General features: G+C 62.9%; 13 protein-coding genes. 7 read left to right on the top strand and 6 right to left on the bottom strand.

The genetic code is table 11. The features are described 5' to 3' along the window. Window positions 1-135: 135 nt before the first annotated feature. The 4 genes from CN673_RS11315 (at window position 136) to CN673_RS11300 (ending at window position 6050) form a co-directional block, all read left to right on the top strand. The gene (locus CN673_RS11315) at window positions 136-1296 is read left to right on the top strand and encodes a DegT/DnrJ/EryC1/StrS family aminotransferase (protein ID WP_099866364.1); all 1161 of its coding nucleotides are present in this window, start codon (window positions 136-138) and stop codon (window positions 1294-1296) included. 52 nt (window positions 1297-1348) lie between these two features. Then, window positions 1349-2713 (top strand): bifunctional UDP-N-acetylglucosamine diphosphorylase/glucosamine-1-phosphate N-acetyltransferase GlmU, encoded by a 1365-nt coding sequence (gene glmU / locus CN673_RS11310; protein ID WP_099866363.1) that lies wholly within the window; start codon window positions 1349-1351, stop codon window positions 2711-2713. 70 nt (window positions 2714-2783) lie between these two features. Beyond that, window positions 2784-4610: a glutamine--fructose-6-phosphate transaminase (isomerizing) gene (glmS, locus tag CN673_RS11305; protein WP_099866362.1), complete on the top strand. Its 1827-nt coding sequence runs from the start codon at window positions 2784-2786 to the stop codon at window positions 4608-4610. Window positions 4611-4964: 354 nt separating this feature from the next. Further along, a complete protein-coding gene (locus CN673_RS11300) occupies window positions 4965-6050 on the top strand; it encodes a porin (protein WP_099866361.1) in 1086 nt (361 codons plus the stop codon). A gap of 154 nt (window positions 6051-6204) precedes the next feature. Here CN673_RS11300 and CN673_RS11295 read toward each other — a convergent pair whose 3' ends face one another. Continuing rightward, window positions 6205-7128 (bottom strand): alpha/beta fold hydrolase, encoded by a 924-nt coding sequence (locus tag CN673_RS11295; RefSeq protein WP_198585972.1) that lies wholly within the window; start codon window positions 7126-7128, stop codon window positions 6205-6207. Window positions 7129-7153: 25 nt separating this feature from the next. After that, a complete protein-coding gene (locus CN673_RS11290; protein WP_245409867.1) occupies window positions 7154-9199 on the bottom strand; it encodes a lytic transglycosylase domain-containing protein in 2046 nt (681 codons plus the stop codon). 393 nt (window positions 9200-9592) lie between these two features. On the opposite strand from CN673_RS11290, the gene dapA reads away from it, so the two are divergent. Both dapA and smpB read left to right on the top strand, forming a co-directional pair. Beyond that, the gene (dapA, locus tag CN673_RS11285) at window positions 9593-10474 is read left to right on the top strand and encodes a 4-hydroxy-tetrahydrodipicolinate synthase (protein WP_099866475.1); all 882 of its coding nucleotides are present in this window, start codon (window positions 9593-9595) and stop codon (window positions 10472-10474) included. A 110-nt stretch (window positions 10475-10584) separates the two neighbouring features. Continuing rightward, complete coding sequence (smpB, locus tag CN673_RS11280; protein ID WP_245409866.1) at window positions 10585-11061, top strand: SsrA-binding protein SmpB; 477 nt, start codon at window positions 10585-10587, stop codon at window positions 11059-11061. Between the two features lie 55 nt (window positions 11062-11116). Here smpB and CN673_RS11275 read toward each other — a convergent pair whose 3' ends face one another. The 4 genes from CN673_RS11275 to CN673_RS11260 all read right to left on the bottom strand — a co-directional run bounded on the left by CN673_RS11275 (window position 11117) and on the right by CN673_RS11260 (window position 14357). After that, on the bottom strand, window positions 11117-12010 hold the full coding sequence (locus CN673_RS11275; RefSeq protein ID WP_157928877.1) for a GNAT family N-acetyltransferase: 894 nt from the start codon (window positions 12008-12010) through the stop codon (window positions 11117-11119). Window positions 12011-12177: 167 nt separating this feature from the next. After that, complete coding sequence (locus tag CN673_RS11270; protein ID WP_099866357.1) at window positions 12178-12918, bottom strand: hypothetical protein; 741 nt, start codon at window positions 12916-12918, stop codon at window positions 12178-12180. 163 nt (window positions 12919-13081) lie between these two features. Continuing rightward, window positions 13082-13801 carry a uracil-DNA glycosylase gene (locus CN673_RS11265; protein ID WP_370853029.1) on the bottom strand — a complete coding sequence of 240 codons (720 nt, stop codon included), beginning with the start codon at window positions 13799-13801 and terminating at the stop codon, window positions 13082-13084. Next, window positions 13782-14357, bottom strand: a complete 576-nt coding sequence (locus tag CN673_RS11260) for a LabA-like NYN domain-containing protein (protein WP_099866474.1) — start codon at window positions 14355-14357, stop codon at window positions 13782-13784. Before CN673_RS11260 ends, CN673_RS11265 begins: the two co-directional genes overlap by 20 nt. 196 nt (window positions 14358-14553) lie before the next feature. Between CN673_RS11260 and rpoZ the strand changes: the two genes are divergently transcribed. Continuing rightward, window positions 14554-14967, top strand: a complete 414-nt coding sequence (gene rpoZ / locus CN673_RS11255) for a DNA-directed RNA polymerase subunit omega (RefSeq protein ID WP_099866355.1) — start codon at window positions 14554-14556, stop codon at window positions 14965-14967. Window positions 14968-15005: the final 38 nt, after the last annotated feature.

The following is a 15005-nucleotide window of genomic DNA, read 5'->3' as shown; positions in this document are numbered from 1 at the left end:
CAATCGGGAGGAGCCGGCGCGCCGTTCTTCGCCGGACCCTTCTTCATGTCCCGATGATGGCGATGCGTTGGACAGATCGCGGATTTATCCGCTAATGCGAAACGGGATGCCGAATTCACTGTGAAAGAGCCGACCATGACCCAAGACGCCATTCCCTTCATCGATCTTGCCGCGCAGCAGGTACGCATCCGCGACCGTGTCGAGGCGGCGATGAAGCGGGTTCTCGATCATGGCAAGTACATCATGGGCCCGGAGGTCACGGAATTCGAGGATAAACTGGCCGAATTCTGCGGTGCCGCGCATGCCATAGGCTGCTCCAACGGCACGGACGCGCTGGCGCTCTGCCTGATGGCGAAGGGCGTGAAGCCGGGCGACGCGGTGTTCTGCCCGAGCTTTACCTTCGCTTCGACCGGCGAGGTCGTCGCCTGGCTCGGTGCGGTGCCCTATTTCGTCGATATCCATGAAGACACGTTCAACATGGATGTCGCCAGCTTGACCCAGGCGATATCTGACGCGAAGGCAGCGGGCCACCGGCCCGTCGGCATCATTCCGGTCGACCTTTTCGGACAGCCCGCAGATTACGATGCCATCGAGCCAGTCGCGCGCGAAGAAGGGCTCTGGCTTCTGTGCGACACGGCACAGGGGTTCGGTGCGACCTACAACGGCCGCGTGACAGGTTCCATCGGCGACATGGCGACCACGAGCTTCTTCCCCGCAAAGCCGCTCGGTGCCTATGGCGACGCGGGGGCGGTGTTCGTGGCTGATGACGAGACGGCGCATGTGATCCGCTCGCTTCTCAATCATGGTTATGGATCGGAGCGCTACGACAATGTGCGGATCGGCATGAATGGCCGGCTCGATTCGCTGCAGGCCGCTATTCTCATCGAGAAACTCGCGATCTTTCCCGACGAGATCGAGGCCCGTGATCGCATCGCCGCGCGCTATTCGGACCTCCTGGGCGAAGAGGTGGTCACGCCGCACGTCATGTCAGGCGCGCGCTCGGTGTGGGCGCAATACACGGTCCGCGTGCCCGGGCTAGATCGGGCTGCGATCGTGGAAGGCCTCAAGGACCGCGGCGTGCCCACAGCCATCTACTATCCCAAGCCCATGCACATGCAGACGGCCTACAGCCACTATCCGGTTGCCGGAAACGGTCTCCCGGTCAGCGAGCGACTGGCGCGGGAAGTCTTCAGCCTGCCCATGCATCCCTACCTCGACGAGGCGACGCAGGATCGCATCATCGAGGCTGTGCGCGATGTCGTGCCGCAGACCGCCAGAAGGGCGGCGGCGCACTGAAGGCCGTCCCGGCCGGCCCCACCATGAATTGAGGAGACGATAGGCGTTGTCGATGACGGAACGGACATGTCTTGCGGTCGTGCTGGCTGCGGGTGAAGGAACCCGGATGAAGTCGGAGCGCTCCAAGGTGCTCCATGCCGTTGCCGGTCTGCCGATGATCGGCCATGTCGTCGCGGCAGTCGAGGCGGCCGGTGTGGAAGACGTCGCGCTGGTGATCGGCCGGGACGGCGATGCCGTTTCCGCCGCGGCGAGCAGCGGCGCGGCGAGAATCTCGACCCATCTCCAGACTGAGCGTCTCGGCACGGGGCATGCGGTACTGGCAGCGCGCGAGGCGATCGCGCGTGGCTATGACGATGTGCTCGTGCTGTTCGGCGACACGCCGCTTCTTTTGCCTGACACCTTAAAGGCCGCCCGCGCCGCGCTGGCCGATGGCGCCGACGTGACGGTGATCGGATTCAACACCGACAAGCCGACGGGATACGGCCGCTTGCTCGAACGGGACGGCGCACTGGTGGCTATCCGGGAGGAGAAGGACGCCAGCGAGAAGGAGCGCGCGGTCACGTTCTGCAATGGCGGCCTGATGGCCATTCGGGGAGGGGATGCGCTGACGCTGATCGACGCGATCGGCAACGACAACGCCAAGGGCGAATACTATCTGACGGACATTGTCGAGATCGTCCGGGCGCGTGGCGGGAGCGCCGTCGCGATCGAGGCGCCGGCCGAGCAACTGATGGGTGTCAACACCCGCGCCGAACTGGCGGTTGCCGAAGCCGTCTGGCAGGCGCGCCGCCGCCAGACGCTGATGCTGTCGGGCGTGACGATGATCGCGCCGGAAACGGTCTTTCTCGCGCATGACACGGTGATCGAGCCCGACGCGGTGATCGAGCCGAATGTCGTTTTCGCATCCGGTGTGACGGTGCGCGGCGGAGCGGTGATTCATCCCTTTTGCCATATCGAGCAATCGGAAATCGGACCGGGCGCGCAGATCGGGCCTTTCGCAAGACTGCGTCCGGGGTCAAAGCTCGGTGCCGGCTCGAAGGTCGGCAATTTCTGCGAGGTCAAGAAATCGGTCGTCGGCGAGGGCGCCAAGATCAACCACCTCTCTTACATAGGCGACGCGCAGATCGGCGCGAAGGCGAACATCGGCGCAGGCACGATAACCTGCAATTACGATGGCACGAACAAGCACCTGACCGAGATCGGCGCCGGCGTCTTCGTCGGCTCGAACACGTCGCTCGTCGCTCCTGTCTCGATCGGTGAGGGCGCCTATATCGCCTCGGGCAGCGTCATCACTGAAAATGTCGAGGCCGACGCGCTGGCACTGGCGCGGGCGCGTCAAACGGCCAAGCCCGGCCGGGCGCGCGATATCCGTGCGCGCAACGCGGCATTAAAGGAACGGAAACAGGGCAAGTCCTAGGGTCCCGACCCGGAAGGCCGCTCAACCGGAGCGGATATCGACCAATCGCTGTCACCAGGGAGCACGGCGCATGTGCGGCATTATCGGAATCATCGGCCAGGACAACGTGGCACCGCAAATGGTCGACGCGCTGAAGCGGCTCGAATATCGCGGCTATGATTCCGCCGGCGTCGCGACGATCGACCATGGCCGCATGGATCGCCGCCGGGCCGAAGGCAAGCTCGTCAACCTCGAGCGCAAACTGGCGGCCGAGCCGCTGGCCGGCTCGATCGGGATTGGCCACACCCGCTGGGCGACGCATGGCGCGCCGACCGAGAACAACGCCCATCCGCATTTCACCGGCGGCGTTGCTGTCGTCCACAACGGCATCATCGAGAACTTCGGTCCCTTGCGCGCCGGGCTGCAGAAAAGGGGCGCGACCTTCAACACGCAGACCGACACGGAAGTGGTGGCGCACCTCATCGCTTCGCTGCTTGAGGAGGGGCTTGCGCCCGAAGCGGCCATGCAGGCCGCGCTCAAGCAGTTGTCGGGCGCCTATGCGCTTGCGGTGATGATCGAGGGCAGGAGCGACATGCTGATGGCCGCGCGCCACGGTCCGCCCCTGGCGATAGGCCATGGCGATGGTGCGATGTATCTCGGGTCCGATGCGGTTGCGCTTGCGCCTTTCACCGACCGCATCACCTATCTTGAGGACGGCGACTGGGCGATCGTCACCGGCAGTGGCGTCGTCATCCACGATCGTGACGGCGCGATCGTGCAGCGCGACGAGATGCGGTCTTCGACGACGGCGACGGTGGTTGATCGCGGCAATCACCGTCATTTCATGGAAAAGGAAATCTACGAGCAACCCGAAGTCATCGGACGCACGTTGAGTCATTTTGTCGATTTCGCCGAGGCGCGCATTCGTCCCCTGGACGCGGCGATCGACTTCGCTGAGGTGAACCGGCTGGCTTTGTCGGCCTGCGGAACCGCATTTTACGCCGGCTCGATCGGCAAATACTGGTTCGAGCGCTATGCCCGCCTTCCGGTCGAGATCGATATCGCGTCGGAGTTCCGTTATCGCGAGATGCCGCTGTCGAAGAAGGACGCGGCCATCTTCATTTCGCAATCGGGCGAAACGGCCGATACGCTCGCCTCGCTGCGCTATTGCAAGGAAAATGGCTTGCCGATCGGCGCCGTGGTCAACGTCTCCGAATCGACCATCGCGCGCGAATCGGACGTGATCTATCCGACACTCGCCGGCCTGGAGGTCGGCGTCGCCTCGACCAAGGCGTTTACCTGCCAGCTTTCGGTGCTGGCCGCGCTTGCCGTTGGTGCCGGCCGGGCGCGCGGCACGATCGATGCCGATGAAGAGGCGAGGCTGTGCCAGGCACTTGCGGAAGTGCCGCGCCATGTCACCCAGGCGCTTCACGATCTCCAGCCGCAGATCGAGCGGCTGTCGCACGAATTGTCGCGGTACAAGCACGTTCTCTATCTCGGGCGCGGCACCAGCTTCCCGCTCGCGATGGAAGGGGCGCTGAAGCTCAAGGAAATCTCCTATATTCACGCCGAGGGATACGCGGCCGGCGAGCTGAAGCATGGCCCGATCGCGCTGATCGACGAAACGATGCCGGTCATCGTGATCGCGCCTTACGATTCGGTTTTCGAGAAGACCGTGTCCAACATGCAGGAAGTCGCCGCGCGCGGTGGCCGGATCATTCTGATCACGGATGCGGAGGGAGCGGTTGCGGCCGGTATGGAGACTTTGGCGACAATCGTCGTTCCGAAGGTGCCGGAAATCGCAGCGCCCATCGTCTATACCGCCCCGATCCAGCTCCTCGCCTACCACACGGCTGTCTTCATGGGCACCGATGTCGACCAGCCGCGCAACCTCGCCAAGTCGGTGACGGTCGAATAGCACACCCACGCCGGAGCGACGTCGATTCGACGGCTCGGCCCCGGCGACGGGTGCTGGCAGCACCGTTTCGCCACGATTCACAGCGCCAATTTCGCGTTTTTCCTTAACCCCCTGTTAATGAACGCTCAGCCGTGCGGCGAAAACGTGGCTTTTGTGCAACAAGCCGTTTTGAACCCGGCGGGGTATATGGCCAAAAGCGCAAATGCCGATTGCTTCGCCGGAGGCTCCGCGTATTTTCAAACTCGGAAGAACGGGCGGTCACCGTCCAACTTCTCATGTTGGGGATGGGGCAGGGAATGCTGTCCTTCAGCAAAATACCCAGACCCGTTTGAAACTTTGACTGGAGGTCAGACAATGAACATTAAGAGCCTTCTTCTCGGCTCCGCTGCGGCTCTCGTCGCAGTATCTGGCGCCCAGGCTGCTGACGCGATCATCGCTGCCGAGCCTGAGCCCCTGGAATACGTCCGCGTTTGCGACGCTTTCGGCACCGGCTTCTTCTACATCCCGGGCACCGAAACCTGCCTGCGCATTCACGGCTATGTCCGTCACGACATCCTCGGCGGTGACCTCCTCGGTCTCGACACCGACGGCGACGGCGACGGCGACGCATATGCCAAGAACAGCCGTCTGTCGCTGCGCACCAGCACCGCGACCGACACTGAGCTCGGCACGCTGCGCACCTACACGGAAACGCGCTTCAACTACAACAACAACACCGGCAACCAGACTCCGTCGCTCAACTTCGCATGGATCGAGCTCGGTGGCCTGCGCGTTGGTAAGGACGAGTCGGTCTTCACGACCTGGACCGGTTATGCTGGCTCGGTCATCCGCGACGACACGGCTTTCGGTTATGGCCCGTTCGACACGCAGCTGATCAGCTACACCTATGACGCCGGCAACGGCTTCTCGGCTATCCTGTCGCTCGAAGACGACGGCCCGCGCCACCAGTTCGACGACTACACCGCCGTTTACGAAGACGATGAAGGCTACATGCCGGACGTCGTTGCTGGTGCCAAGTACGAAGCTGGCGCATTCGGCCTCTCCGTCGTCGGTGCTTACGACGAAAGCATGTCTGAAGGTGCTGTCAAGGCTCGCCTCGACGGTTCGTTCGGCGGCTTCTCGGCCTTCGTCATGGGCGGCTGGTCGTCCAATGGCGACGAGTTCACCACGACTGGTTCCAACCGCTTCGCGGCTTGGGGTGGCGACTGGGCTGTTTGGGGTGGCGTCTCCGCTCCGATCACCGATCGCGTAACCTTCAATTCGCAGATCCAGTACGACGATTACGAAAACTTCGGTGCCATCGGTAACCTGGTATTCAACGTCGTCGACGGCTTCGCTGTCACCACCGAAGTTATCTACGTTGATAACCTCGACGACAACGACCTGCTCGACAACGATGGCGAGTGGGGCGGTGTTCTCCGCTTCCAGCGTTCGTTCTAATCGAACCTCGGTTTGATTGCGGAAGCCCGGCAGCAATGCCGGGCTTCTTTGCATTTGGGGTATGGGCATGAATAGTTCGAAGCGGCGCAGCATGATCTGGCCGGTGCTCGTCGCCCTGGCTTTGGTGCTCGTTCTGTGTTTGTGGTTCGGCGTGCTATAGCCGGTTGGCGCCGAGAAAAGCGTCGATTGCCTTTGGAAGAGCGGCAAGATGCAGGATCGGAGCGTGGCCATGGCCGGCAACGGTGATCGCCGTGAGGTTGGGATGGCGTCGTTCCATCTCTTCCACCGTTTCGGCTGACAGGAGCTGCGAGTTTTCTCCGCGGATTGCAAGCGCCGGAACATGCGTCAAGGCCTCGAACTGCGGCCAGAGCGTCGGCAGCGGCGTGCTGAAGTCGATCCCCTCCAATTGCCTGGTGAGCGCAGGATCGTAGTCAGCGACAAGCTTTCCCTTCTTCTCTACATAGATCGCCCGCGCCATCTCGCGCCAATCGTCCTTTGAGAGGCTCGTGAAGGCTCGGCCGTGCACCGTTTGCAGCAGCTCCGCGGCCTCGTCCCAGCCTTTGGGTTGCGGAGTGCGGGTCAGATAGCTCTTGATCTGCGCGAGCCCGGCGCCCTCGATGACCGGGCCGGCGTCGTTGAGGATCACGCCGGCGATGCTCGTCGCTCGCAGCGCGGCGAGCATATGGATGATCAGGGCGCCGCGCGAGGTGCCGAGGAAGACGGCGCGGTGGATGCCGAGAGCCGCAAGACCGCTGAGGACATCGTCGCTTTCAACGGCCAGATTGTAGTTCGCAGGATTGTCGTCGCGTGCCGATCCGCCACGCCCGCGGTAGTCGAAGCAGACGACTTTGCGCGCGGCGGCAGCGGAGAGGGGAGTTGCCCGCCCGCTGAGGGCCATCGCCAAACCATGGAAGTCGCGGGCGTTGCGGGTGAGGCCTGGAAGGCAGACGAGCGGTGTCGGGGCCTCCGGCAGACCGGCGGCCGGCGGATAGATGCGGGCATGAAGGATGAGCCCGTCCGCCGCACTGAACCGCGTCTCGATATAGTCGGAGGACGACGTTTCCTCTGCGGCCCGCAATCTCTCGCCCTTCACAAAGCCCCCGTCAGTTGCGCCCGAAACGAAGGTCGTGAACGATATCGGTCTCGGCGCCGAGGCGGGCCTTGTAGACCTGATAGTTCTCCATCACCCGTTGCACGTAGTTGCGCGTTTCGGGGAAGGGGATCCTTTCGACCCAGTCGACGACTTCTTCGATGGATTTGCCGCGCGGATCGCCATAGCGTGCTATCCACTGGGGAACACGGCTCGGCCCGGCATTGTATCCGATGAAAGTCATGATGTAGGAGCCGCCGAAATCGGCGATCTGCTCCCCGAGGTAGTGCGAGCCGAGCGTGGCGTTGTAGCCGGCATCTTCGGTCAACCGGGACGCGGCGTAGGGCAGCCCGTGACGCCCGGCAACGCCCCTGGCGGTTCCGGGAAGCAGTTGCAGCAGTCCGCGCGCGTCTGCAGGCGAAACGGCGGCCTTGTTGAACTCGCTCTCCTGGCGCGCAATCGCATAGGCGAGGGCCTTGCCGGCGCTCGAAATGTTCGCGCTCGCCGGGATGACGCCGATCGGGAAGGCGAGTGCCGCGACATCGACGCCGCGGTAGAATGCGGCCTTGCCGACCCGCAACGCCATCGTGTGATCGCCGCTCTGCTCCGCCATGTAGGCAAGCAAGGCAAGCTCGCCGGGATTGTCGATCTCGTCGGCCAAGGCCCGGTAGAGCACGGTCGCACGACGTTCGTGCCCGGCATCTTCCAGGCGCTTGATCGCCGTGGCGGCCTGGCGGGCAGCGAACTGGTTGCGCTCACGATCGCTCGGAGAGGGATAGGAGACGTTGATCGTCGTGCTGCCTAGCTTGGCCTTTGCGAGTTGTCCGTAATATGTGGTCTGGTGCTGCGCAGCCTTGGAATAGTAGTCGCGCGCACTGCCGGGGCCACCGGCCTCGGCTGCCCGGCCGAGCCAGTAGTAGCCGCGCGACAGCGAAAGCGGCCGTGATGAGATCTTGATGATGTTCTCGAAGTGACGGTGTGCCGTGCTGGCATCGTTGAGGTCACGCAGCGCATACCAACCGGCATGAAACTCGGCGTCGACACGGTCGACGTCGCTGACGGCGCGATGGGCGCTGACCACCTTGTAGGCGGCGCGGGCATTGCCCTCGTCCATCAATCCACGCGCAACTATGCGTCGCTCGTTCCACCAGGCATCCGGGTCGATCAGTGCGCTGACGTCTGCGGGTGCGCGGTCGAGCAGCGCGGCTGCTTCCGCATATTTGTCCTGATGGCGCAAGTGTTCGATGCGGGTGAAAAGGTAGCTCGGGTCGCCATGCCATGAGCGGTCGACGGCATCGAGCAGCTGGCCGGCATTGCCGGCATCGCGGATCACCGCCGCGCGCGCTTTGAAGAGCGAATAGGCCTCTCCCTTGGACGAGAACCGCTCCGCCTGGCTCACCCGCTCGCGATAGAGCAGCAAGTCCATGCGCTGCTTGTGGTCCGCCGTCGAAAGCAGATTGTCGAACTCCCGGAGGAAGAGATTCTCCTGATTGACGTTCATCGCCTCCGAGTGCCACCAGTGGCGCACGAGCGATCGGGCCCGGTCGCGCTGACCGCTGGACGCCAGGGCGCGCGCGTAGATGAGCGCGCCTTCCGCGGTGGTCGGCTGACTGTTGGCGAAGGCACCGAGAACCCGGTCGGCTGGCGGATTCTCGTGATAGAGTGCCCGTTCGGAATGCCCGCGCAGCGCGTCGAGGCCGGGCCAGCCCTGAAGTTCGACCGCCGCAGCGGCGATTTCAAAGGAGGGGACGCCCTCTTCGCCGGACATGGCGATGGCCCACGTCATGATCTGCCGATCCAGGCTGCCGCGCGCCATGCTGTCGCGCACGGACCGGGCCTCACCGACGTTACGGTTGATGGCATCGAGCCCGCGCTTGAGAGACGCGCTGGCCTGGCCCGATGTCTCGACCGGGTTGCCCGGTCGCACGATCGAGCCGGTGATGTCGGCCGCGCTCGGCTCGGCGGGGGCCTGATATCCGGCAGCAAGGCTCGGCATCGATTGCGGCCTGAATGCGGGAACCGGCACGCCGGACGGCGGCACGGGCTGCGCTGCAGACATGCTGGTCCCGGCAAGGAGAATCCCCAACGCGGCAAGGGTGGTACGGTATGTCGACATCGATATCGCTCAGCCCCGAAATACTGGCAGTGGTGTTTCGCTGCGCCCGCTCGTCCGGTACGCCGCAGCGCGCCGGTTGTGCCTCGAACGCACAGATGAGGACGAGAATGCCGGCGAAGCAGTGAAGTAACCGTTAATCAAAGGTTATTCGCACCTGACAAATGCAATCCTTCGCGATAGGGTTGTGCCCGCACAGCCAGGAAAAACCAACCCGTTCGCGCTTGCGACAACTCTGTCGCGCGACTATTGTGCGCCGCCTCACGCCCTGTGGGGGCGAGATGACAATGACAATATGGCCAAAGCAAGAGACATTGGCCGCACGCTTCAGGAGCCATGATGTTCAAGGGGTCCATACCGGCGCTCGTCACGCCCTTCGATGATGCAGGGGCTGTCGACGAAGACGCCTATCGCGCCCATATCGCATGGCAGATCGCGGAAGGGTCGAGTGGGCTCGTTCCCGTCGGCACGACCGGCGAGTCGCCGACGCTTTCCCATCAGGAACACAAGCGCGTCATCGAGATCTGCCTCGAAGAGGCGAAGGGCAAGGTCCCCGTCATCGCAGGCGCCGGCTCCAACTCGACCCACGAGGCAGTTGATTTCGCCCGCCACGCCGAAGACGCGGGCGCCGATGCGATCCTCGTCGTCACGCCCTACTACAACAAGCCGGGTCAGCGCGGGCTCTACGAGCACTACGCCGCCATAGCGCGTGCCGTATCGCTTCCGATTTTCATCTACAACATCCCCGGTCGGTCGATCATCGACATGACGCCGGAAACCATGGCGAGGCTGCATCACGACCACCCCAACATCGTCGGGGTCAAGGACGCCACGGCGAAGATCGAGCGCGTCTCCGAACAGCGCGCGGCCTGCGGGTCCGAATTCATCCAGCTTTCGGGCGAGGACGCGACGGCATTAGCGTTCAATGCCCATGGCGGCGTCGGATGCATCTCGGTTACGGCCAATGTCGCGCCGCGGCTGTGTGCCGAATTCCAGGCTGCGACACTGAAGGGCGATTTCCACAAGGCACTTGGCCTGCAGGACCGGCTCATGCCGCTGCACAAGGCCCTGTTCATCGAGCCCAATCCCGGCGGCGCGAAATATGCCCTGTCCAGGCTGGGCCGCATGAAGAATACCCAGCGGCTACCGCTCGTGCCAGTCGAGCGGACGACCGAGGAGCGGCTCGATGCCGCCCTTCGTCATGCAGGTTTGCTGAATTGATCCGATCGACATCCAGGCCCTTGCGCGTGCCTTTGAATAGCGCGCTCGGTCCGACTACATAGAATTGAGCGGTAAGCGGATGGGCCGGGCCGCTCCAGGCAAGGATTATGATGGCCAAGGCGAATGCCAAGCCGGCGCGCAACATCGTCGCGGAAAACCGCAAGGCGCGCTTCAACTACGAGATCATCGACACCTTTGAGGCCGGTCTTGAACTGACCGGCACGGAGGTGAAGTCATTGCGCGAAGGCAAGGCCAATATCGCCGAATCCTATGCCACGGAAGAGGGCGGGGAGATATGGCTGATCAATTCGTATCTGCCGGAATATCTGCAGGCCAACCGTTTCAATCACGAGACCCGCAGACGGCGGAAGCTTCTACTCCACAAGCGTGAAGTCAGTCGCCTGTTCGCCGCCGTCAATCGCGAGGGAATGACGCTCGTTCCGCTCAAGATCTACTTCAACGATCGCGGTCGTGCGAAGCTCGAACTGGCCCTGGCCAAAGGCAAGAAGCTGCACGACAAGCGCGAGACCCAGAAACAGCGCGATTGGCAGCGCCAGAAATCGCGCCTGCTGCGTCAGCATGGTTAGTCGTTGAGGCGTTGCATCCTGGCCTGTTGAGCCTCGGAGAGAATTGGCCCTCAGACTACGTCTTGGCCAGTTCTGGATAGTGGGTCACCCGGCCATGGGGCGAAGGCCTGCCGCGGGCAAAGAACGGATTGGCATTGCCGTCGTCCGGCGCCATGCGCAGACGATCGATGCTCTCACTCTCAAGCCATGACGTCGGATCGAAGCCGAACGAAACCGCATTGCAATCGGAAAGCGCGAGTCCGTCGAAATAGGGATCAAGCGCGAAGGGTTCCGGAGCGATCACGTCGTGGATTTTCAGGTTCGCTCCGGTTTGGCTGACGATGACCGCAGCGTTCCTCTCCGCAATACGGCGAGCTTGCTGGCCGAAATAGGTCAGGTGCCAAAGCATTATCGGAAAATAGTCGATCGCGCAGAAATCCTGGCTCAGCGGCGCGGACGTTGCGGCCATGGCTTTCAGGGTGAGCCGATCCTGTGGGCTTGCCATGTCAAGCACAGGCAGCGCGTGCGCCGCATGAGCGTTCGTGGCCCGATCGAGACTGAAGGCACGTTGTTCGATCCGCTCGAAGCCGAAACGCTGATACAGATCGGTGACGGACGCGTTGCCGAACACGAAAACCGGACGATCGTCGAGGGGCGGAAGCGCCAGGATGTGCGTCATCAAGTGCCTGAGATGCCCGCGGCCGCGCATGTCTCGCCGCGTCGCGACAGCGCCCAACTGGTAGGCGTCAACCGTCATCCCGTCGACGATAAGGCGCATGGCCGTGCGCGCGATGGTGCTGACGATTTCTCCGTCCAAGAGCATGGCGAAGACAGTGAAACGGTCGTCCCAACCGCCACGATCGGCCCAAAGCCGAAACGACACATCGGTGAACGCCTCTTCCGTGAAGCGAAAGAAAGCCTCGTGGCCCTTCGTGTCCCGCGGTCCGATTTCAATGAGGTCGCAGGTCATTGGGTCGTTTTTATAAGCAATTGCGAATATCATATTCGTATCGCTTGATGTCGTCGTTGCCTAGGAGAAATGTCAAAGGTTTTCATGTTCGTCCCGCTTGCCGGCGGGCATCGGTGGGATGCAACGCCGCGGCGACGCGCGGCGTTGCTGGGTTTGGCAATTCGGATTCAGCGATCCATGGCCTGACAGTCGGCAACGATGCGCGCCGCGCCGGGCGCCCGAGGCGAAATCATGCCCCGGCACTCCCGAGCCATGATGGCTTCGGCTGACATCTCGCCCATGTTGCCGGGGCGGCCCATGCCATTCGGGCCGCCGTCGCCGCCACCCATGTCGCCGCCACCCATGTTTCCGCCGCCCATGTCGCCGCCTCCCATGTCGCCGGGGTTGCCGCCATTGCCGGGACCGTCGCCGTCGCCGTCCATGCCGCCACCGCCGCCTCCGATGATGCCGCCACCGCCGCCGCCGCCGATCCCGACGCCAACATCGACATCGGCAACACTGTCACCACCAACGGTCGCGCCGACATCGGCGTCTACGCCGCCGCTGCCGCCGATGGATACGCCAGCGTCGACATCAGCCACGCTGTCGCCGCCGACGGTCGCGCCGACGCCAGCATCCACACCGCTGCTGCCGCCGATCGAAGCACCGGCACCGACATCGGCGACGCTGCCTCCGCCGCCGATGCTTGCGCCGACACCGGCGTTGACGCCATCGCTGCCGCCGACCGATGCGCCGACGCCGGCCCCGAGGCCGCCATTGTCACTGCCGACCGAGACGCCTGCGTCGATGCCGCCGACGGAAACGCCGACATCCTGAGCGAGCGTGGTCGAAGAAAAGAGGAAAGGTGCTGCAAGAAGGGCGGCGAACACAGCCGTCCGCGGCCTCGCTTGGATCGTGTCTGCAATCATGGTGTGCCTCCATTGTTATCGCACAATTTATTCGCGCGTAATGAAGACGATTGTGGACCAGAAAAGTTTCACGCAGAAGTGGTCACAAAAATAAATACAACCAATCGTTGACTGAGGCAGGTTGTGAATTTTTAGCGATCTGTACCAAAATGGTGCGAAGGCGTTACTCGCCCGCAGTATTGGCTGTTCTCGGCCGCCGAATGTGCGCTCGTGCAGCGCTGAACACATCGCGGAACATCGCTTCGGTCAAGCGCCCCGTGTTGGTGTTGTAACGCGAGCAGTGATAGCTGCTGAAGATCGCAAGACCATCGATGTCCGTCTTCAGATTGTGCCCGAAAGGATGGTGCGCGACCTTTGCTCCGAGCGTGCGAACGGTCGAATCGTGCGAAATCTTGCCAAGCGTGATGATCGCCCTGAGGTGGGGCATTGCATCCAGCTGGGCGGCCAGAAACTGACGGCAGGTGTTGATTTCCGCGCCGACCGGTTTGTTTTCCGGCGGCACGCATCGCACGGCGTTGGTGATCGCCGTTCCGATCAGACGCACACCGTCATCCGGCCGGGCCGCGAATGTTCCGGTTGAAAAGCCGAAGTCGCGCAGCGTCGCATAGAGCAGGTCGCCGGCATAGTCGCCGGTGAAGGGACGACCTGTGCGGTTGGCGCCCCGCAGCCCAGGCGCAAGGCCAACGATGAGCAGTTCGACGCCGTCAAGGCCCTCCGGCGGCAGGAAGGTCGCGACCGGCCCGTTGAACCAGTCGGGATGCGTCGATCTCTGTTGCAGGATGAAGGCGCGTAGCCGCGGGCAAAGCGGGCAATCGTGCGACGGCTCGAGAGGGCCGGCTTTGGTCGGATGCATGGTGATGGTGTCAGTCTTCGTCGTCTTCATCCGGAGCGGGCTGCCGCGCAGGCCGTTCGCTGGGTGCGCGTCCGATTTCCGACTTGAGCGAGATCAGGTCGATGAAGTGGTCGGCATGCCGGCGCAGATCGTCGGCGATCATCGGAGGTTGGCTTGCCAGCGTCGAGACGATGGAGACCTTGCGCCCGCGTCGCTGCAGCGCGTCGACCAGCGAGGTGAAGTCACCGTCACCGGAGAAAATGACGAAATGATCCACTGTGTCGGACTGCTCCATGGCATCGATGGCGAGTTCGATATCCATGTTGCCCTTGATCTTGCGCCGCCCGGACGCATCGGTGAACTCCTTGGCCGGCTTGGTGACGACCTTGAACCCGTTATAGTCCAGCCAGTCGATCAGCGGCCGGATCGAGGAGTATTCCTGGTCCTCCACCAGCGCCGTATAATAATAGGCCCTCAAGAGGTAGCCGCGCTTTTGAAAGGCAGCCAAGAGCTTCTTGTAGTCGATATCAAAACCGAGGCTGCGGGAGGCGGCGTAGAGATTGGCGCCGTCGATGAAAAGAGCGATCTTCTCGCGGGGGTCGAACATGGCGATGCTTTCGGCAATCAACTATGAATATTCACGACGTCCGGACCGGCACCGATGACATGGCCGGCGAGGGCGGCAAATGGACGCGAAATGCGAGGTCAAACGGCGATCTTCCAGCAACGTTCTTGAATTAGTACAGGGCAGGGAGTATGGAAAGGCCAATCCCGCAAATTTCCCTGACTGTAAAGGACAGGCCATGGCCCGCGTCACCGTCGAAGATTGCATCGACAAAGTCGACAACCGTTTCGAGCTCGTTCTTCTTGCAAGCCACCGCGCACGCCTGATTTCGCAGGGCGCCGCGATCACCATCGATCGCGACAACGACAAGAACCCCGTCGTCGCGCTGCGCGAGATTGCCGACGAGACCTTGTCCCCCGGCGACCTCAAGGAAGATCTAATCCACTCGCTGCAGAAGCATGTCGAGGTTGATGAGCCAGAGCCCGATGCAAGCGCGCAGCCGGCGCCGGCCGAGGCGAGCTCTGAAGAGACGATCGAGGTCGCACCGACCGAGGACGAAGAGGACAAGATCACCTTCGACCAGATGTCGGAAGAAGAGCTTCTCGCCGGCATCGAAGGCCTTGTGCCGCCGGAAAAGAACGACGACTATTGATCCGGCGGCTGTCGCTGCCGCCTGCCCACGTTGTCGAT

The sequence above is a fragment of the Neopararhizobium haloflavum genome (assembly GCF_002750855.1).
Taxonomy (GTDB): domain Bacteria; phylum Pseudomonadota; class Alphaproteobacteria; order Rhizobiales; family Rhizobiaceae; genus Georhizobium; species Georhizobium haloflavum.
This window is presented reverse-complemented; position numbering and strand designations above follow the sequence as displayed.